Annotated in this window: 19 protein-coding genes and 2 pseudogenes; 14 read left to right on the top strand and 7 right to left on the bottom strand. The window is 51.8% G+C overall.

The annotated features are described in order from the left end of the window. Positions 1–4: 4 nt before the first annotated feature. Genes HWX74_RS19170 through HWX74_RS19205 form a run of 8 tightly spaced genes read left to right on the top strand, consistent with a single transcriptional unit; the run spans position 5 to position 8,344 of the window. The gene (locus tag HWX74_RS19170; protein WP_176015156.1) at positions 5–2,455 is read left to right on the top strand and encodes a hypothetical protein; all 2,451 of its coding nucleotides are present in this window, start codon (positions 5–7) and stop codon (positions 2,453–2,455) included. After that, positions 2,455–4,044: a GspE/PulE family protein gene (locus tag HWX74_RS19175; RefSeq protein WP_176015157.1), complete on the top strand. Its 1,590-nt coding sequence runs from the start codon at positions 2,455–2,457 to the stop codon at positions 4,042–4,044. Before HWX74_RS19170 ends, HWX74_RS19175 begins: the two co-directional genes overlap by 1 nt. A 12-nt stretch (positions 4,045–4,056) precedes the next feature. Beyond that, positions 4,057–5,256, top strand: a complete 1,200-nt coding sequence (locus HWX74_RS19180) for a type II secretion system F family protein (protein WP_176015158.1) — start codon at positions 4,057–4,059, stop codon at positions 5,254–5,256. A 47-nt stretch (positions 5,257–5,303) separates the two neighbouring features. Continuing rightward, positions 5,304–5,744 (top strand): type II secretion system major pseudopilin GspG, encoded by a 441-nt coding sequence (gene gspG / locus HWX74_RS19185; RefSeq protein WP_176015159.1) that lies wholly within the window; start codon positions 5,304–5,306, stop codon positions 5,742–5,744. A 25-nt stretch (positions 5,745–5,769) separates the two neighbouring features. Next, positions 5,770–6,303: a hypothetical protein gene (locus tag HWX74_RS19190; RefSeq protein ID WP_176015160.1), complete on the top strand. Its 534-nt coding sequence runs from the start codon at positions 5,770–5,772 to the stop codon at positions 6,301–6,303. After that, entirely contained in the window at positions 6,278–6,673 is a 396-nt protein-coding gene (locus HWX74_RS19195; protein WP_176015161.1) for a type II secretion system protein, read from the top strand. The genes HWX74_RS19190 and HWX74_RS19195 overlap by 26 nt, the downstream gene beginning before the upstream one ends. After that, a complete protein-coding gene (locus HWX74_RS19200) occupies positions 6,670–7,335 on the top strand; it encodes a type II secretion system protein J (protein ID WP_176015162.1) in 666 nt (221 codons plus the stop codon). Before HWX74_RS19195 ends, HWX74_RS19200 begins: the two co-directional genes overlap by 4 nt. Positions 7,336–7,342: 7 nt before the next feature. Then, positions 7,343–8,344 (top strand): hypothetical protein, encoded by a 1,002-nt coding sequence (locus HWX74_RS19205; protein WP_176015163.1) that lies wholly within the window; start codon positions 7,343–7,345, stop codon positions 8,342–8,344. A gap of 110 nt (positions 8,345–8,454) precedes the next feature. On the opposite strand, the gene HWX74_RS19210 is transcribed toward HWX74_RS19205, so the two are convergent. Then, complete coding sequence (locus tag HWX74_RS19210) at positions 8,455–9,780, bottom strand: DUF445 family protein (protein ID WP_176015164.1); 1,326 nt, start codon at positions 9,778–9,780, stop codon at positions 8,455–8,457. 2 nt (positions 9,781–9,782) lie between these two features. Next, positions 9,783–11,783, bottom strand: coding sequence for a ribonuclease R family protein (locus HWX74_RS19215; RefSeq protein ID WP_176015165.1), 2,001 nt, complete (start codon positions 11,781–11,783; stop codon positions 9,783–9,785). Positions 11,784–11,978: 195 nt separating this feature from the next. Between HWX74_RS19215 and panB the strand changes: the two genes are divergently transcribed. The 6 genes and pseudogenes from panB (at position 11,979) to HWX74_RS19245 (ending at position 16,149) form a co-directional block, all read left to right on the top strand. Continuing rightward, the gene (gene panB / locus HWX74_RS19220; RefSeq protein ID WP_176015166.1) at positions 11,979–12,776 is read left to right on the top strand and encodes a 3-methyl-2-oxobutanoate hydroxymethyltransferase; all 798 of its coding nucleotides are present in this window, start codon (positions 11,979–11,981) and stop codon (positions 12,774–12,776) included. A gap of 364 nt (positions 12,777–13,140) precedes the next feature. Next, on the top strand, positions 13,141–13,530 hold the full coding sequence (locus tag HWX74_RS19225) for a hypothetical protein (protein WP_176015167.1): 390 nt from the start codon (positions 13,141–13,143) through the stop codon (positions 13,528–13,530). Positions 13,531–13,936: 406 nt separating this feature from the next. Then, positions 13,937–14,227: pseudogene (locus HWX74_RS20585) on the top strand (transposase); the annotation flags it as partial. Positions 14,228–14,372: 145 nt separating this feature from the next. After that, positions 14,373–15,266, top strand: a complete 894-nt coding sequence (locus tag HWX74_RS19235; protein ID WP_176015168.1) for a tetratricopeptide repeat protein — start codon at positions 14,373–14,375, stop codon at positions 15,264–15,266. Positions 15,267–15,331: 65 nt separating this feature from the next. Beyond that, positions 15,332–15,886, top strand: coding sequence for a hypothetical protein (locus HWX74_RS19240; RefSeq protein WP_176015169.1), 555 nt, complete (start codon positions 15,332–15,334; stop codon positions 15,884–15,886). Next, positions 15,883–16,149, top strand: a complete 267-nt coding sequence (locus HWX74_RS19245) for a HEAT repeat domain-containing protein (RefSeq protein WP_176015170.1) — start codon at positions 15,883–15,885, stop codon at positions 16,147–16,149. Before HWX74_RS19240 ends, HWX74_RS19245 begins: the two co-directional genes overlap by 4 nt. Before the next feature lie 1,246 nt (positions 16,150–17,395). Here the strand turns inward: HWX74_RS19245 and HWX74_RS20765 are convergent. From HWX74_RS20765 to HWX74_RS19270, 5 genes and pseudogenes are all read right to left on the bottom strand, one after another. Continuing rightward, positions 17,396–17,623, bottom strand: a complete 228-nt coding sequence (locus HWX74_RS20765; RefSeq protein ID WP_176015314.1) for a transposase — start codon at positions 17,621–17,623, stop codon at positions 17,396–17,398. Further along, complete coding sequence (locus HWX74_RS19255) at positions 17,624–18,112, bottom strand: transposase (protein ID WP_303048133.1); 489 nt, start codon at positions 18,110–18,112, stop codon at positions 17,624–17,626. Further along, positions 18,096–18,308 (bottom strand): annotated as a pseudogene (locus tag HWX74_RS20770) (transposase); the annotation flags it as partial. The gene HWX74_RS19255 and the pseudogene HWX74_RS20770, both read right to left, overlap by 17 nt. A 419-nt stretch (positions 18,309–18,727) precedes the next feature. Then, entirely contained in the window at positions 18,728–19,414 is a 687-nt protein-coding gene (locus HWX74_RS19265; RefSeq protein WP_176015173.1) for an ABC transporter ATP-binding protein, read from the bottom strand. After that, positions 19,407–20,366, bottom strand: coding sequence for an iron ABC transporter permease (locus HWX74_RS19270; RefSeq protein WP_176015174.1), 960 nt, complete (start codon positions 20,364–20,366; stop codon positions 19,407–19,409). The genes HWX74_RS19265 and HWX74_RS19270 overlap by 8 nt, the downstream gene beginning before the upstream one ends. Position 20,367 lies beyond the last annotated feature (1 nt).

The raw sequence follows: 20,367 nt of genomic DNA on the forward strand, positions 1-20,367 counted from the left end.
GCTGATGTCGAGACGGAAGCTGTCTAATATCCTGTTGTCCGGCGGTTTGGTGCTGATGCTGGCCGGGTGCAGTTATCTGAACAAAGATGAAGATGAGCGGGTGGAGCGGCTGACCAATCCGACGCCGTCCCCGCATGGCATGCTCAGTGATATTCAAATGAAGCCGGCGGCGCCTTATTCGATGGATTCCGGATCGGCGGGAACCCCCGGCATGGAAACGTCTTCCGGCATCAAAGACGATTTTGTGCTGGAGCCGAATTTATATGAAAAGGTCAGTCAATGGGGCAGCCTGGGCAGCAAGGATCTGGGCACCGATGCGATCAAAACGCCGGAAAAGCGGTTCAATGCTCTGGCCTTTGAAGCGGTGTTCAAGGACAAGGATCCCAGCCAGAAGGTTAAAATCGATATCAAATTCGACAATACCAATCTGGTGGATGTGCTGCCGGCCTTCAGCAAGGTGCTCGGCTTCGATTATGTGATGGACCCGGCGTTGCAGAGCACGGTGACGATGACGATGAACACCGAGTTGACGCTGGCGGATACCTGGTCGCTGGTCCAGCAGCTGGTGTGGATGGGCAGCGGTTTCTGCGATTACCGGGATGGGATGATGTACATCCGGCCGTTGAACAAAATCAGCAATGAATACGACCGCCCCGATTCCAATATTCAGGTGCAGGTCGTCACGATCCTGAATCAGGATGCCGGCCAGTTGAACGAACAACTCAAGCCGTTTTTGTCCGATCAGGCCAATTCGATGGTGATGGCGGCGCGCAACGCCTTGCTGCTGGTGGATACGCCGACGAATATGGAGCGGTTGGTCGGCATCATCAGTGAACTGGACAAGCGTTACAAAGAAGGCTGGTATACGATCGTCATCCAGTGCGACAAGGTTTCCGCCTCCAAGATCAAAACGGAGTTGATGCAGATTTTTCCGGTCCTGGGCTTCAATGTGACCGAAGGCGGCGCGGCGAACAGCACGCCGGGGGCGATTCACCTGACCAGTGTCGACCGGCTGCAGATTTTGGTGGCCAGTGCGGCGTCGCCGGAGCCGTTGACGGAAATGCGCAGTTGGGTGTCGCAGCTCAACACCGCCGACCAGGACGAACAGGAGCGGTTGTATATTTACAAAGTAATCAACAGCAAGGCGGACCGCCTGCTGCGCACCATTGCGGTAATGTTCAACATCGATGGGCGGGTGTTGAAAACCAACGATACGATGGAAACCGTGGCCGGTTCCGCCCTGGCGGAAAACCAGAAACCGAACAATGTTTTCGAACAGCCGGTGAAAGTGTTCGCCGATGTGGTCGACAACCGGCTGCTGTTCCGGACGACTGAGCGGACGTACGGCATTATCCGGGCGCTGCTGAACCGGCTGGATACGATTCCGCCGCAGGTGTTGCTGCAGGTGATGGTCGTCGAGATCGAACTGACCGATACCACCGAGTTCGGGATGGAATTTTCGATGGAGCCCCGGGTCGGCGGGCAGGATGTCAACATGGGGACCAATTATCCGGAATTGACGCCCGGACCGGTGCAGGACGTCGGATCCTATGGCGGCAAGCTGTTTATTACTGATCCGAACAACGAAAACCAGTTTCTGTTTTTGAAAGCTCTGGCCGGCCGGTCGAAGATGAAGGTGCTTTCCAGTCCGCAGATTCTGGTGGTCAGCAATACCGAGGCGATGGTGGATGTCGGTTCGCGCGTGCCGATCATCACCGGTGAAATTACCGACACGCAGTCGTCGGGCGGCGACAATACCGCCGTCAAGCGTTCGATCGACTACACCAATACCGGGGTGATTCTGAAAGCGACTCCTTCGATTACCGGCGGCGGGTTGATTTCATTGAGCTTGAGCCAGGAAATTTCCGAAGCGATGACGAATACCACTTCCGGTATCGCTTCGCCGATCATCAAACAGGACCAACTGAAAACGACGCTGATGATCCGCAGCGGCCGGACGATCATCATGGGCGGGCTGATCAAGGAAAAGCATGATGAAAATGTCAATTCCATTCCGGGAATCGCCGACATTCCGTGGCTGAACTGGTTGACCGGCAATTCGACGAGCGAATTGACCAGGACGGAAATTCTGGTGCTGGTGACCGCTTCGCTGATCAATGAATATTCGACGCTGGAAGATATGATCCGGCGTTACAATGAAGCGGTCTGGGAGGTGCATAACTTTGAAAACAATGTCTACAAGGATTTGATGCACCAGCAGGCGCATCCCGACAGCATGTTCGACATTACCCAATCGCCGATTTCACCGGCTTCGCCGGAGGAGAGCGCAACCGGACAGCCCGGCAGCAATGCGGCGGCAGGGGAGGCGGCGGTTTCGTCCGAACCGACCGCGCCGGAAGCGAATGCGGCGGAGACGCCGAAGGATGCCGCGGAAAAAACGCCGGAGGCGAATACCCAGAGTTACTGGGACATCGGTGAGGATCTGGGCAACTGATGGAAGTCAATCTGCATACGATCAACCGGAACCTGAGCAAAATCTATCCGGAATATCTTGCCCGGCTGGAGGCCGGCGGCGAACGGCGCAAGATCGATTGGGAACTGTGCTCCAGCGGTATTTTTTCCGAGCTGGAGTTGTTGCAGGCCTATTCCGAAGCATCCGGATTGCCGATCCTGGAGGAGGGCGACATCAAGCCCTTTCAGGTTTCGGATGCGGTGCCGCAGGAGTATTTCAATACCTGGAACGTGCTGGCCTGCGAGACGGAAGATCACCGGTTGCTGCTTTTGATGAGTGATCCCTATTCGATCGACCAGCATCGTTATATGTTCCGCAAACTGCTGGAAACCAGATTGCAACTGGCATTGATGCGGCACAGTACGCTGGAACGGCTGATCGTCGACTTGAATGCGCCGGAAGGGCGCTCGGAGGAGGACGACGAAAAAATCGTCGAAGACGAAGAGTCGCTGCGTTCGCTGGCCAGCGAAGCCAAAGTGGTGCGGCTGGTCAACGAAATGCTGTTGAGCGCGGTCGAGATCAATGCCAGCGACATCCACGTCGAGCCGGAAGAAGAACGCACCGTCATCCGCTTCCGGGTGGATGGTTTGTTGCGCGAATATGCCAGTCTGCCCCTGTCGCGGCAGCCGGCGATCGCTTCGCGGATCAAGCTGATCGGCGGCTTGAACATTGCCGAAAGCCGCCTGCCGCAGGATGGCCGGACCAACATTCAGCTGGCGCGCAGCAGCATCGACATCCGGATCAGCACGATGCCGACCATCAACGGCGAGAGTATCGTACTGCGGCTGTTGCAGAAAGGCGCGGTTTCCTTTGACCTCGGCGCCATCGGCATGCTGCCGGAAATGCAGCAGCAGTTCGAAAGTTTGATTCAGATTCCTTACGGCATCATTCTGGTGGTGGGGCCGACCGGGTCGGGTAAAACCACGACCCTGTACAGCGTCATTTCCCGGCTGAACAACAGTTCGCGCAAAATCATCACCATCGAAGACCCGGTGGAATACCGGATGGAGCAGTTGTCGCAGATCCAGGTCAATCCGAAAATCGGCTTGACCTTTGCCAACGGTCTGCGCCATATCGTCCGGCAGGACCCCGATATCATTCTGGTCGGCGAAATCCGCGACCGGGAGACGGCCGATATCGCCATCAACGCGGCGCTGACCGGCCATTTGGTGTTGAGTACGCTGCATACCAACGATGCCTCCGGGGCGATCAGCCGCCTGTTGGACATGGGCATGGAAAGCTTTCTGGTTTCCTCGGTGCTTTATGGGGTATTGTCGCAGCGTCTGGTCCGCTGCATCTGCAAAGAGTGCAATGGCCGCGGTACGCTGCCGGACGGCGGCAAATGTCCGCGTTGCGCCGGCTGGGGATATGCCGGCCGGACCGGCATTTTCGAATTGCTGCTGGTCCACAACGAGATTCGTGAGGCGATCAACCGACATGCCAGCAGCAACGAAATTGCCGCGCTGGCGAAACAGGGCGGGATGAAATTTTTGCTGGAAGACGGCATGGAAAAAGTCCGGATGGGCATTACCACCGAATCGGAAGTCAAGCGGTCGGCGATGGATTTTTAACGGAGTGGGAAGATGCCGCAATTCAAATTCAAAGTTTCGGAGGAGGACGGCAGGTTGCACGAGGTGTTGATCGAGGGGGAAAACCTCGACGATGTGCTCGTCAAGTTGCGTCATCGCAACATGGTGCCGCTGAAGTGCTTTGGAGAGGTGACGAAAAAAGCGTCGTCCAGAGTGTTCGGCGGCCGTAAGAACCGGTTTGATGTCTGCGACTTCACTTCCCGGCTGACTCCGCTGTTGAATGCGCATATTCCGCTGGAAAAAGCGCTGCAGATGCTCAGCGAAGGCAACCGGAATGCCGGCGAGCAGGAAATTCTCAACAATTTGCGGCTCGGGCTGCGGGAAGGCAAGAAATTTTCCGCCGTCATCCGGGAGCAGGGGAGTCTGTTTCCGTCGCTGTATGCCAATTTGCTGGAGGCCGGCGAGGAGACCGGCGGCTTGGCCGGGGTGATCCGGGAATTGCGAACCTTCCTGATTTCGCGGCGCGATTTGAAGGATTTTCTGGTGACCAGTGCCATCTATCCGGTGATGGTGTTGTCGGTAACCCTGGTGGTGTTGATTTTGATGTTCGTCTTTTTCATCCCGTATTTCGCCAAAATGCTGTTGGATATGGGAAGGGAATTGCCGTTGCCGATGCAGATTCTGCAGCAGATCAGCAATGTCTTGATCGGCGGCTGGTGGGTCTGGCTGCTGATCGGCACCGGACTGTGGCTGTTGTGGCGGCAGACCAAACGGGATATTCGCTTCGGGTTGTGGCGCGATCGGCTGCTGTTGAAATTACCGCTGGTCGGCGGCCTGTTCGAAGAAGCGGAAATCAGCCGCTTTTTCCGAACGCTGGCGATTTTGATGCAGAACCATGTGCATCTGCTGACGACGGTGCGAATTGCGGTCAATGTGTTGAACAACCGGGTGATCGGGGACAGTTTTGCCAAAGTGCCGACTGATCTGCGCAGCGGTGCGCGGTTGTCGGAGGCGATTGCCAAGAGTCCCTATGTTTCGAATATGGCGATGCAGATGCTGCAGGTGGGCGAGGAGTCCGGTGATGTCGGTCCGATGCTCAACGAAGTGGCGACCCTGCAGGAGGATCGGTTGAAAATCAAAATCAAGCGGTTGCTGTCGCTGTTCGAACCGGCGGTGATCATCTTTCTGGCTTTGACCATTCTGGTGGTGGTGCTGGCGATTTTCATGGCGATCATGGAGATGAATGAGATTTGAGTCGGATGGTAATAACGCGAACCCAAATATTGATGAGGAACGGAAGTATGAACAGAAAAAAATTCACTTTGATGGAAATGGTAATCGTCATTACCATTATCGCCCTGCTGGCAGCGGTAGTCGGTCCGATGTATATGAACCATTTGAAGAAAGCCAGGGTCAGCACCGCCAAAAGTCAGATCAGCATGTTGGAGCAGGCCGTCCTCGATTATCAGTTGGACATGGGCAATCCGCCGACGGAATCGGAAGGGCTGGAAGTGTTGATCCGCAATGTCAATAACTCGAAAAAATGGCGCGGCAAATATCTGCGGGCGACGGTGATTCCGCTGGACCCGTGGGGCAACCCGTATGTATACCGCTGTCCCGGCGAAGAGAATGATTTTGCGATCATCTCCCTGGGGGCCGACGGCAAGGAAGGCGGCGAAGGGGACAATGCCGATATTTCCAGCGAAAATTTGGGCAACGACACCGCCGAAACCGGCAATTGAGCCGATGCGCCGCCGGAAATTTACGTTGATCGAAATTGTGGCGGTGCTGGCGATCATGCTGCTGGTCGGCGTGCTGGTCATCGGCCGGTTCGGCAAGACGCCGGCCCTGGCTGCCGCCGCCAATGCCGCTTCGCGTTTGGAGCGGATTTTCAATTCCGCCGTGCTGTTGTCGACCCGGCACGGCAAAATGGTGGAAATTGCTTTTTACCAGGATGACAACCGTTTTCAGATTCTTCCCTGGGAGGGAACCGATCCGGCCAATGAAAGCGCGGACCAAACCTGGCGCGACGGTTTGATTCTGCGCCGCCAATACGAGTATCGGGCGTCCGGCGGTATTCGTTTTCAACTGGTGCCGGACCCCGGCGAGACAACCGGTGAAGACAACTGGCGGCATGACGGCTGGGTGGTGGCGCAGTTTTATCCGGACGGTTCCGCTTCGGCGTCGGAAATCCGGGTGGTCTCCGGCGGTCATCAGATCAAGTTGACGTTGTCGGCGTTGACCGGCGAATTGCGGCGCGAGGAGGTGCCGGAAGATGAGATGTTGTCGGAAGCGCAATAATTTTACGCTGCTGGAAGTCCTGATTGCCGTCGCAATTCTGGGTATGACGATCATGGCGATTATCGCGATGGTCGGCACGGCGAAGATCCGCAGTTTGACCGCGGCGCGGGATTTGAGGGAAAATCATATGCTGGTACAGGCGGTGGAATATTGGCTGCTCGACGTCGAGAGCAAAGAATTGCCGCCGGAATTTTTTCCATATCCGGAATATACCGCTGAACGCATTCTGGAAAATGTCGATGATTTGCCGAAGGGGATATCGGCGTCGCGCGGCAACTGGCGGCTGGTGAAAATGACGGTTAATCTGTTACGAAACGGTGAAATATGCCAAACAATTTCGGTCGAACGGCTGGCGCGTCAGCTCGATTGAACCGGCATGGTTCGTTTACGCTGCTGGAGATGCTGCTGGCGATCGCGATCTTCGCATTGGTGATGGCGGCGGTTGGTTTTACGATGCGCGGCATCATCGACAGTTGGCGTAAAATCGACAGCCACGGGACCTATATCCGCGAATATCGCCAGTTGGAACAATTGGCGAATTCGGCATTTCGCAATGCGGTTGTTTTTTATTGGAAAAAGCCGAATACCAATACGGAAATGCTGGCGTTCGACGGTTTGCCGGATGAGCTGTGGCTGTGCTATACGCATCGGATCGGCGTGGCCGGCGAGGGCGGTTTGCGTTTCCTGCACCTTTTTCGCGATGAGGAAGGCAATCTGGTTGCCGAATACCGGCCGCAGCCGCTGTTGTCGGATTACGACGATGATTTTGCCTCCTTTGGCCGGGACGCCGAAGTCGAAGACAAAGTGAAGCGTGAAGTTCTGCAGCGCGGCATCAGCGAGTTGAATTTTATTTACGGCGACATCAGCAGCGAAACGCTGAAGTGGGATGATACCTGGCGCGGCAAGAGCAAACGGCGTTTGCCGATGGCGATTCAGATGGAATTGGTCTGGGAGGACGGCCGGCGCGAAGTCTGGTTGCGCCGGATTGCCGGCAACACGGAATATCAGCGGATGGTGAACGAGGAGGAGTGACCGGTCCATGGTGAAAAACGGAGAACAAGGCTCGGCGTTGTTGATTGTATTGTCGACGCTGATGGTGCTGGCGCTATTGACGGCGTCAATCGTCGTGATCTCCCAGTCGAGCCGGCTGATGACGGCGGTCAACATTCAGATGGATCGTTCTTTTTATCATTGTGAAAGCGCCGGCGTGCGGACGATCTGGCTGCTGCTGGACGATATCGAGAATTTCAGCGACCGCACTCAAATCGATACGCCGCCGGATTTCAACGATCGCGAGCGGTTCATGGCCAACGGGCGGACGCATGTGATTACCATCGGCGGACAGGAGTTGGAAGTCCGGATTTTCGATTATTTCTCCGGTTTGCGTTTCGAGCATCCGGAACAGCCGTCGCAGGATCTGGATTTCGTGACGGACCGGCTGGATGACGAGCTTGAGATACGCAAGCGTTTCCGGGCAATGCTGAAAAAACTGGACGATTACGTCGATGCCGACTCCTCTTCCGGCAATGACGGACTGGAAAAATTGGGCTATCGCGATCTCGGCATTCCGGCGTTGCCGCGCAACGGCGAAATCCGCCGCCGGGAGGAACTGTCCTACGTCCCCGATTTGCTCGCCTTTTTTCCGCCCGACGAGGCCGGAAGGCTGCGTTATTTCAATTTGATGGTGCCGACGGTGGAGATTCCGGCGGAGCAGAAGCCGCAGATTCTCAGTGTGCCGGAAAATTTCCTGCTGGATACGCTGGATTTGGAGGAGCGGCAGGAAGAGCGGTTACGGGAGTTGATGGCGGAAATGCAGGACCCGGAAAAAACGTTCGACGAAGTGTTCAGTACCGAAAACGAATTGCTCGAACAGTTGAAAGAAGAATTTTCCTTCGAGGAATCCGGTTACTATTTGATTCAGATCCGACCGGCGCCGGGAACGCGGCAGCCCGGAAAATGGTTGGAATTCGTCATTCACGTTCCCAGGGAAACGGCCTTTGCGATTGACCAGACTTATTATTACTATTGGCAATTGTTGTAACGGCAGGAGGGAACGGGATGAATTTCACAATGTCGCAACGCACAGATTGCCGGCAATTCATTGAAGTAGCGAGACTGATTGGCACGATACTGCGGCAATCACCGGTTTGCTCATAACTGTCCGCAAAAATTCGGCAGAACCATCAACAGACCGAACAATAAACCGAGCAGGAAACCGAGCAGGTGGATGGCTCCTAACTGGTTGGCGGCCAGCGTATCAACCATGCGCTGAAAATCGCGGATATCCTGCCGGGCGACCGCGTATTCGATCTGCTTGCCGAAATTCAACCGCTGGAGCACCACTTCACGTCCTTCCCGGCGCAACCACCGGCGGATATAGCGTTGGGCCAGCGGCAGCACTTCTGCCCGCAGATATTCCCAGAGCTCTTCGGAATTGAGCAGTTGCCGGATCATTTTCGGTAATTCCGCCGTCAGGTAACTGCTCAGAAAGTCGGCGATATGACTTTTCAACTCCTCCAGATAGTAACCGGAACGCTGGTCGAGCAGTTGATTCTTGAATTGTTCGGAGACGGTGTGCAGTTCCGATTTGACCAGCTCCACCGTCGCCGGTTCGCCGAGTTTGGCCCGGATGGAAGTTTCCACCCGGTCCCAATTGACGAAATAGCTGATTTTGGCCGCCAGATTGCCGGTCAGGCCCAGTGAAAGCCGGTTGGCATAATGCCGCAATCCGTCTTCGACCGTTTCACGCACCAGTTCGGTCATCTGCGGCGATTTGCGCTGGATGGCGGCGACGATTTGCCGGGCGATCATTTCCCGGTTGTTTTCATTGCGCAGCCAACGGTCGATGACATCCGCCCAGAATTTACGAATTCCGTCGTCGCTGAGCTGCCGGTTCAACACTTCGGTCAGAGATTCGGCCAATTGCGGCAGTAGCGAGGCGATCAGCCGCTCCCGGCGCTGCGACAGAAAGCGTTCGATGCTGCCGCGGATTTGCGCCAGCAGTTCCGGGTCCGCCAGCACATCGTCCAACGCCTGGCTCAACTGCAGCGACAATTGTTCCGGTTTCAGCAGCCGGCGCGGAATTTCAACGGCCAGCTTGTGACCGATATTGGCACGGTTGGCCGGCAATACGCCCTGCTGCCACAATCCGCCGGTGAGCAGTTTCAACAGATGAAACTCCCGTTGGTAATAGGGCTCGAACAACATTTTGATCGCCAGGTAATTGGTCAGATAACCGATACCGGCCATCGCCGCCACCGGCATCACGCCGTTGATCAGCCCGTCCGGCGGCGTCCAATCGGTCAACAGCCGGAGCAAGGTCGCCACCGGCAGCAACGCCAGCGCCAACAGGCTGAACGGCAGGCAGAAGAACTCACTGCCGGCAAAAAAACGCCGTTTCGGCGGTAGCGCCGGGTTGGCGGCAATCCGATAAAGGTGCCGCCACCGGCTGGCGATTCTGCCGGGGAGGGAGGCCATGCTCAGCGCTCCGGCGCCGGCCGGTTGGCCGGCGTGAAAATCGCCGAACCGCGGGTGAAATCGATTTGCGACAGCGCCAGATAGATATAATCGCCGCAACGGTAACTCTGGCGGCCGTGAATGCGGTTCCACGCGTCGTCGGTGCGGAAATAGTCGCCGGAATCCATCGGGACGAATCCGTAAATGCCGAGTTCGGCAATATCGACCAGCATGCCGCCGGAGAGAATTTTGGCGACGACGCCGTGATAGAAGTTTTCACCGTATTTGTCCAACTGCATTTCCAGATAACGCAATTTCATCCGGTCGCTGGCAGTGTAATAGGCGTTGTCGTTGTTCTCTTCCTTGGCCGAGCAGTCCAGCGCGAGCTTTTCACAGGTGGCTTTGGAACGCAAACGCTGATTGAGGTCGGCATTCCACAACTGCTGATGGACGGCCAGGTCCGGATAACGCCGGATCGGACTGGTGAAGTGGCTGTAGAGCGTCTTGCCCAGGCCGAAATGCAACCCCGGCTGCGCCAGGTAATGCGCCCGGCTCATCGAGCGGAGGAACATGCTTAAAATCACCGGCCGGCGCGGGTCGTCCGGCAGTTTGGCCAGAAACGCGTTGCAGGCGTCCCGGTTGGTCAGATCCCCGGGCCGGACTCCGAAGGTGGCGGCGACCGTATCGCTGAATTCCGCCACTTTTTCCATGTCCGGCTCCGGATGCACCCGGAACAAGCCGGGGATGGATCGGGTGACCAATTCGGCAGCGACGGCGCTGTTGGCGGCCAGCATGAATTCTTCGACCAACTGGTCGGCCTCCTGCTGAACTTTGCGCTGCAATCCGAGGATCCGGTTGTTTTTTTCATCGCACAATATCCGGATTTCCGGCAGTTCCAGCTCCAGGAATTTTTCAGTCGCTTTGCGGTTGTTGCGCAACAACCGTCCGAGTTTCAGCAATTCGCTCAAATTGGCTTTGAAAGCGTCATCCCAGTCCGCCGGGGCCGCGCCGGTGTCGGCGAAGAGCTGGACCGTTGCGTAATCGAGTCGTTTGGCGACTTTGATCCGGCTGTGGCAGCGGCGGCTGCCGAGAATTTTGCCGCTGGAACGCTCCAGCGTGAACAGCACGGTATGGGCCAGACTCTCCTGGTCGGCGCACAAACTGATCCGGGCGGTCAAATCGCGTGGCAACATCGGCAGCGTTCGGCCCGGCAGATACGCAGTGAAAGAACGGCGGGCCGCCTGTTTGTCGAATTTGTCGCGCGGCGCAATCCAGGCGGCGACGTCGGCGATATGCACCGCGACGACAAGCTGGTCCGGCGATTTGCCCGGCAGCAGGCCGAGGGCGTCGTCATAATCTTTCGCGTCGGTCGGATCGATGGTGACCGCAAAGCAGCCGGTCAAATCTTCGCGCGGCATTTCCCGGGGCTCCAGCTTCAGCGCTTCGGCGTTTTCCGCCTCGGTGTAAGGGGGGACCAGGTCGTATTCGGCGCATACCGCGTCAAGGTCGAATTGAATGACGCCGCTTTCACCGAGATTGCGGACGACGGTGGCCTGGCGGGAACCGGATTTGGATTCGGCATTGTGCAATAATTTTATCTCTACCCAATCGCCGCGCTTGGCGCCATGACGGCCGCCGGTCAATTCGATCTCTTCCTGGATATGGCGGCTCATTGGTCGGACCGTATGGCTGCCGATCAATTCGCCGACCAGCGTTTCATGGGCGCGTTTCAACACGGCGACCACTTTGCCGGCCGGACCGTGGCTGGGATCGGTGTCCTTGAATTTTTCCCGTTCCGGCAGAATTTCGATTTTAACCTCATCGCCGTCCATTGCCGTGCCGAGCATTTTCGGCGGAATGAAAATGTCCGGCTGCGCCGTTTCCGATTCCGACTTGACGAATCCGAATCCGGAGCCGGAAATTGCGATGATGCCGTGCAGTTGTTGACCGCTGCGGCGATCTTCGCGTCGATCGGCCGCCCGCCTGGCGAGGCGTTGCAGCCGTTTCTTTTTTTCTTTCTTCATAATTGAACCTTAATCAAATAAACTGGCAGATTGTTCCGTACAGAAAAGATAACGCAATTTCGATTATTTGTAAAATCGGTTTGACTTCTTTTTGTAATAAAGTAGAGTTAATAGAGTAATTTGTGTATAAAAAGCGACCGCGGCCGGCGTGAATGAACATTTCCGGACGGCGGAAAAAATGAAAGATGCTGAAAAATGAAGAAGAAGACTGTCGGCAGTTTTCGCAAGATGAAGGAAAATCGGGAAAAGATCGTCATGATGACAACCTATGACGCGCCGACCGCGGCGTTGGCGGCCGCCAGCGGCGTCGATATCCTGCTGGTCGGCGATTCACTGGCGATGACGGTGTTGGGATTCCAGAACACACTGGCATTGACGCTGGAAGAGTCGCTGCATCACGCCAAGTCGGTGCGGCGGGGCGCGCCGGAGGCGTTCGTCATCGGCGACATGCCGTTTCTGACGTTTCAGACCGGTGAACGCGATTCACTGCTCAATGCCGGCCGTTATCTGCAGGAGGCCGGCTGCAATGCGGTAAAGCTGGAGGGTGGGGCTGAAACCGCCGCCATCGTTGCCCGCATGGTCGATTGCGGGATTCCGGTGGTCGGCCATATCGGCTTGATGCCGCAACGGTTGCTGACTTCCGGTGGTTATCATGTCGTCGGCCGCAACGAAGAGGCGGCCGAACGGGTGATGGCCGACGCGAAAGCGCTGGAGGCGGCCGGCGCTTTCATGGTCGTCCTGGAGTGTGTGCCGGCAGCGCTGGCGACCGAAGTGACTGCCGCGCTGAAGATTCCGACCATTGGAATCGGCGCCGGGGTTGGCACCGACGGACAGGTGCAGGTGGTCCACGATTTGCTGGGATTGTTCGGCGATTTTCTGCCGCGCCATGCCAAGCGTTATGTCAATTTGGGAGAGCAGATGTCGACAGCATTCAAGCAGTACGTACAAGAGGTGAAAAACGGGACGTTTCCCGGACCGGAAAATTCGTTCTGACCGGCTTTGCTCCGCCTGAATGCAAAAACTCCCCGTTTCCGGGGAGTTTTTGCATTTCCTTTGGTCTTTTAGATTCTGTTAACACTATTTGAAAATATCTGATTTCATGCTATACCATCAGCATGGAACAATTCGCCGACCTGCTCAACGCCATCCACACAATCGTCTTGGAGAAAGCCAAAAAACATTCAGGGAAAACTCCGTGCGCTCAAGTTGACAAAAATTGTCGATTTCATTATCGGCAGTATTGAAGAAAACTTAAATTACATGTATTTTTCTCATACCAATACCAAAGGGGCCCATCAATACATGGAATAGATAAATTGGGATGGTCATTTATTGATTAATTCGGAAGGAGTTATTCATGTATTGTTTAAAATTTTTATTTCCATTATTACTATTTATTTCCCTGGAATGTTCGGCAATAAATGGAGATTCGTTATTCATCATAAAAATTTCAGCCATGCGGAATAATAATGAAATGCTGGTTTTTAAGCAAAATGCTCCCATAAGCAATATAATAGGAGAAATATGTGGTTCCCTGGTTGGAGGAACTACAGCAGTAGTCCTATTCCCCTTCGATATAGTAAACTACGCGTTATGTTTTGATTATCAGAAATCTTATTTTCATTTCTTTTCCACACAATTTTCAAGAGCAATATATTCCGGGTCCTATCTGGCAACGGGAAGTCCGATGTATATGCTAGAAGAATTATTCTGGAATATTCCATATAATTATTTAGCCATTGAATAGCGATTTTGAGACAATATCAGATTTACAGTCATAAAATTACATATATTTGAAAAGAGGAATGAAGTGAATAATATGAGATTTTTTCTCTTTATATTTACAATCTGGGTATAGTACGGATAGAAACTGTTTTCGGAACCAGTTACAATGCAGGTAAAGATTAAAAGCAGAAGGCGGGAAATAAAGTGTCTGCGATACGGTTTTCTGAATTTTGACAACGGGTGCCCCTTGGCGTGATTTGCCGCCAAGCTATGGAGACTGGAAAAACCCATAAGCGTTTTTGCCGTTGGCGCGACAAGGGTGTGTGGGAGCGGTTATTGGAACAATTGATTGATAACCCGGAGTTTGAGTTGCTGATGATCGATGCCAGTCACGTCAAGGTTCATTCCCAGGGAAGTGGCGCTCGCGGCGGCAATCAGGATATGGCAAAGACAAAAGGGGACTCAATACCAAGATACGTTTGGCCGTGGATGCGCATGGTGTGCCGGTCAGAATCCTTATTACAAAAGGTACCACAGCGGATGGTAAGCAGGCTGAAGAGTTGATTGACGGTATCAATGCAAAAGTCCTCTTGACTGATCGGGGCTATGATTCGGATGCAATCGTTGAGAAAGTGGAAAAGGCTGGAACGAAAGCCGTAATCCCCCAAGAAGAAACCGTAAGATTCAGCGGTAATATGATAAGAAGCTGTATAAATTGAGGCATTGCATTCTTGAAGTTAAAGTGCTGGCGTGAAATTGTAACTCGATATGCCAAGAACACATCCTCATTTCTGGCTGCTGTGCAAATCAGATGCATTGCCGCTTGGATTTTAAACGATTGACGACACTATCTAGAAATTAAAAATGGATAATTTAATGATGAAAAGAACAATATTAAGCGTCATGGTGTGCATGACATTATGTAGTTGTAGTATATATGATGAAATCAAAAGTTCTAAGCTACAAGGGCAAGATAAAATAGATTATATGACAAATAGGATTAAGGAGCATCCAAACGAATATACTTATTATTTTGATCGTGGTGTAGGATATAGTTTAATGGATAAATATGATCTGGCGATTGATGATTATACTAAAACTATTACATTATTGCCTCGATACTACAAGGCATATTATAATAGAGGAATCATGTATAGTATGTTAAATCAGATTGATTTAGCAATAGCCGATTTTAAAAAAGTTATTGAATTTAGACCTGATTTTTTTCTAGCATATAATGAGTTGGGGCGTGTTTATCTTGAAAATGGAAAATATGAAGAATCTCGTGATATACTTGAAAAAGCATTAAAAGATCCTCAAAAATCAGTGAGAGAAGAAACATTGCTTTTTCTTTCTGCTTGTTATAGTAAATTGAATCAAAATCATAAAACCAATAGTATGTTAAGAGAGTTAGTTACAGATTACCCTGATTTTTATATGGGTTTAAATAATTATGTTAGTTTTTTACTTGAATGTGATGATAAAAAATTCCAGAATCATGAATTAGCTTTGCAAATTGCCAAGAAGAGCGCCCAAAAATTTAATAATGCGAGTTCCTACTATATGCTATCGCAAGCATATTATATGAACCATGATTTAAGTAATGCAATTACTTCCGTCAAAACCGCTCTTGATTTATATAATGATTCTGATATTGGTACTACAATTTTTGATGGAGGAAATCAAAATTTATATCAAGCTATTATTGATGATATTGCAAAATATAAATCGGAAGAAAAACTTCAAAAGTGTGAGTGATAAACTATTCTTAATTGATAAATAAACAAAAAATTAACAATTGAATCATAGAAAAAGCAAATAAAATGAAATATACAGTATCTTTTTTAAGTATATTTCTATTCTATGGGCTGTTATATGCTGAGAAAATTATAACATCCATTCCTGAAAATGTCAAGCTTATCGTCGGGCTGACCGACGATAAGGCTTATCTGCCTCGCGTTCAAGCCATACATGCACTGGGTAAAAAGCTGCCGCAGGACCAGATTGATGCTTTTTATGATTTTCTCTTTCAAAAGCTTGAAGATCAGGAATTGCCGGATCTGGAGTTTAACGGCTTAAAGAATGAATTGACCTGGGCATTGATCTGGCAGGAGAGAGTTCCCAAAGAGTTGGCCAAACATCTCGATACCATGTTCCGGGATAAGTCCTATGATGTGACCTGGCGGGATTACTGCGTGCAGTTTTTCGGCAAGTATTATCGTTACGTCGGAGAAGCCGACCGCAAAATCCTGAAAGCCGGGCTGGAAGAAGCCTTGAACGAATGGCAGAACCGGATCGCCGGAACAGCCGGTTATATGCTCTGGCAGATGTCCGACTATCCCGGATTCGACAAGCAGGCGATCATGGCGAAGTATTGAATCAGCCGGATTGTTCCAATGCTTCCAAATTACCCTTGCTGCAAGCCTGCGGAGAAGCCGGAGACAAACGTGCCTTGCCGCAGGCCCGGGAGCTGATGAAAACCAGCAAAGACATTATGCTCCGAGCGTCAGCCATCGCCGCCGTCGGTTATTTGGGTGACGCCACGGACATTCCCTGTCTCGAAAACCTGAGTAAGCAAACTGATCCCCGCGTGCAAAAGCCGGCCCAAGCCGCTTTGGAGAAACTGCAGCATAAAAAATGAAAAGGATATAAACCCAAAACTTCACTTGGCCCTGCGTTTCATCGTTTTTTTGGAAATGGTAAGAGTTTACTTACAATTATTTACGAATGAACTTGCCGAATCGCAAAACTTAAATAGAGGAATTGAGGAACCTCGGATGAAATCAACCCCGTTTGACGATGACCCTTCTAGCCCAAAAGTAATTTATCCGGAGGATTCAGTATCAGCAGAGTCAGAGCCTATCATTCGTCGGTGGTTTTATTGGCAGATAGAAAATGAAAGGCAGAGAAAAAAATGGAATAATCATTGTCAACCAGACGGATTTTCTTATCAAAATTAGTTGTAAACAATTAAATTATATGATGTGTAACAATATATGAAAATAACGTATATTCAGAAAAAAATATCGTATACTATTTATCGATTTTTAATCATAATTCAATCAACTTTTTTACAAATATTGATCAAATTAATGAACTATCCATATAAGGAGTTAGGACCAATAAAAATAACATATCTTACAAATTCAAAAAAAGAATATTTAGAAAATGACCTAAATAATTACCAGTTAAAACAATTGGAATATTTTTTTGAAAATAAACAATTTGCAATAGAAATCGATAAGATTCACAAGGCGAATATCTTATTACTTCTTGTTGATGATAATTACATGAACGAAAATTTCAAAAAAACCGGTCATCTTTTTTTTTCTAAAGAATAAAATAATTACTAGTTGGATTAGGATTGCAATCCTACTTTATATCGGAGTCGAAAATGATAAAAAAAAGATGGAATCATTTATCAATAAAATATCTATAAATTATAATAAAGATCTAAGTAATTGGCAGAAGTTCATAGATACAAGGAAAAAATATAATTTCTTCAAATAGAATATATAATTATGTATGGCCAAACCGGATCGCCGCAACTGCCAGTTATATGCATTGACAGATGTCCGGTAATTTTGATTCTGAAAAACGGTCGACCATTGACAAGGCTGTCGAAGTCTTAACTTCCGTCACCGGCGATCAAGCAATATATACAACCATAGATCAGTTTGATATACGTCGGAAGCTCTTTTTTCACAAGTATCCGGCGCGGAATAGCCGCTCAGACTTCCGGTGGCGTCATGCAGCTCCTCTTCGGCTGGAAACTTTGCGCTTGTCTGAAATGCCGTCGGTCATTAGTCTCTTAACGCTTTCCGGGGTAATCCGCACCAGGCGCGGACTGATTTTTACCAATCGGCAAAAAGGTCAAGTTGTTGCTCCTAGATCCGGTTTTCCATCTCTCCGCGGGCGCAATAGACTTTTTCATAAAGATATTGTCCATCATCGTCAAGATTGGTGACGATGAATCGATTATTGGGGGCGAATCTGTTGAATTCCGCTTTGGCAATGACCCGGCGAGGATATTTCCAGGTTCCTGCTGCGTACCTGAATTCAGTAAACAGTTTTGCTTTTTCATATGTTTCATTATAAGCTGCTTCTGCTTTGATTTAAAGTTCCTCTGAAAGCTTCAAAAGACGTGAATTTTTTGCCAGTCCGACAATGTATTTGACATTATTTCTATCACACCAGTTCAACATCTCCCGGCGGCAGAATCCGCTGTCGTCCCGAAAAATAATTCTGACTACAGGCCACTCCTGACGGAAGCGTTCTACCAATAGCGAGAGAATTGCCCGGGAATGTTTTGCTCCATCTATTTTTGACGGGCGCAAGTAAGCCGTAAGCAATTGATCCCGGCAGAAAACATACAGCGGAAGAAAACAATAGTGATCATAATAACCGTGAAAAAAGCGATTTTCCTGCATCCCGCAGGTGAGATCATCGGTGGCATCGAAATCAAGAATCAATTCACGAGGCGGCGCTGAAAAGCTCTCTATGAAGAATTCGACAAATAACCGACTCAAGTCGATGCAGGCCTGACGTCCCACCCCGTTTTCGAATCGACATAAAGTGCTCGGGGGTGGCGAGTGACCGGTCACGACCGACAACGGTCTGAATCAGCGGATCGTTTCGCAATTCATGGTGGTCATTGAGGTCTTCATTGCCCGCAACCAGCGCAAACACTCTTTGCCGAAGCATGTCCGGAAAAGAGTGTTTCACTTTGCCGGACTGTCGAATATCAAAAGAATCCAGCAGTTTACCGACGCGCCGGGTCAAACTGAGTTTGCGGTCGAATTCTTTAACAAAAAGCTACCCGCCGTCACTGCTGATATCTCCACCGGCGAAATTGAATTCAATTTTTCTGCTTTTCGGACCTTGAAAGACCGGAATCGAAACATTACATTTTGTCATTGGCAGACCTCGGCATTTTATTGTGACGTAAGATATTACAATATAATACGTTAGTCGAGAATCTGCCTCTTTGTTTTTGAAAATTTACGCAATATTCAGGTTAGCAGCGTGACAATGCCTGAATCTGGTCTGCAGGGTATTAAAAGTTCAGAACAATCAATTAATTTACCATGACTTTTTATTTTCGCAGAACTTTCCTTACATTATTCATCATACAGGCATAAAGCTTGCAAAGTGATGACGACGAGCGGCAATTCCGAACTGGCAATATTTTACCGGGGATCTACAGGGATTGCCGTATCTTACCTCGTACAGTCGAATACGGTTGTCAGGCGTTCGGCGGCGAGAACTTCGCCGGGTGTACCGGCGGCAATGAGCCGCCCCTGATGCAGAAGCAATGCGGCGTCGAGATAGCGCGGTGCGATGAACAGATCGTGGGAGACCATGAGGACGCATTTGCCTTCGCGGGCAAACTGGCGCAGCAACCGGTAAAAAGCACGCTGAAAACCGATGTCCAGCGAGCTGGCCGGTTCGTCCAGCAGCAGGAACGGCGTTGCCTGGGCGACGGCCCGGGCCAGCATTACCCGTTGCCGTTCTCCGCCGCTCAGGTTACTGTACGGCTGGGAGGACAATTCCGTCAGCTGGAGCCGGCGGATAGCATCTTCCACAACGGCCGTGTTGCCGGTACTTTTCCGCCACGGATAACGGCCCAACGCCACCACTTCCCGGACGGAGAGCGGTATGCGGGCCGGAATCTCCTGTTCGACAACTGCCAGGGTTCTGGCCCGCTCTGAAGCTGTCACGTAGGTCGGCGCGAGCCGGCCGGAATTGGGCGTCAACTCACCGGTAATGAGTTTCAGCAGCGTACTTTTGCCGCTGCCGTTCGGGCCGAAGATCCCGTAAAAACGTCCCGGTTCGAAACGGGTGGACAATTTGTTCAGCACCGGTCGGCCGGCATAGCCAAAGGTGACGTTTTCCAATTCAATCATGAGGCATTCTCCCGTGGCGGAGCAAGAGGTAAAAGAAGAACGGGCCGCCGCCGAGCGCGGTCAGTATCCCGACCGGAATTTCATGCGGTGCGGCGACGGTGCGGGCTGCCAGATCGGCGAGCAGCAGCAAGAGACCGCCGGTTAGAATCACGCCGGGCAGCAGTGTTCTGAATCCGGCTCCACTGAAAATCCGGACGATGTGCGGGACGGCCAATCCGACGAAACCGATGACGCCGCAACAGCCGACGGCAACGGCGGTCAGTACGGCGATGGTCAACATAAGCAGCGGTTTGACGGTTTTCAACGGCACGCCGGCCAGTTCCGCCGCCCGATCGCCGAGCAACAGCATGTCCAGCTCCGGAGCCAATCGCAGGAGAACAGTCCAGCCGGCCGCGGCGATCGGCGCCAGCAGCAGAATATCCCGCCAGCCGATTCGCCAGAAGCCGCCGAGCAGCCAGAATACCAGCGACGACAACCGTTCGTCGGCCAGATAGAGTGCACCGGAAGTCAATGCGGCGCAGAAGGCATTGACCGCGATACCGGCCAGGATCAGCGTCGCTCCGTCCCAGTGACGATATTTGCCGGGAAGAAACAGCAGCAGCAAAGAGAGAATACCGAACAGGATTCCCAGCGGCGTCATCAGCCACGGAGAAAGGAACAAACCGAGCACTGCGCCGAGTGCCGCCGCATTGACCACGCCGAGTACATGCGGAGAAGCGAGGTCATTGCGAAAAAGATTCTGCGCCGCCGCTCCGGCGGCAGCCAACATACCGCCGGCCAGAAGGGCGGCGAGCAGGCGCGGCAACCGGATATTCAGCAGAATAGTCCTGGCGGTTCCGGCTGGTTCGCCGCCGGTCAGGAGCAGCCAGAGATCGCACCAATCACAATTGCCGGCTCCCATTCCCCAGGAAAACAACAACAGAACCGGAAGCGCCGCCAGCAGATATTTCATA

It is taken from the genome of Victivallis sp. Marseille-Q1083 (assembly GCF_903645315.1).
GTDB lineage: Bacteria > Verrucomicrobiota > Lentisphaeria > Victivallales > Victivallaceae > UMGS1518.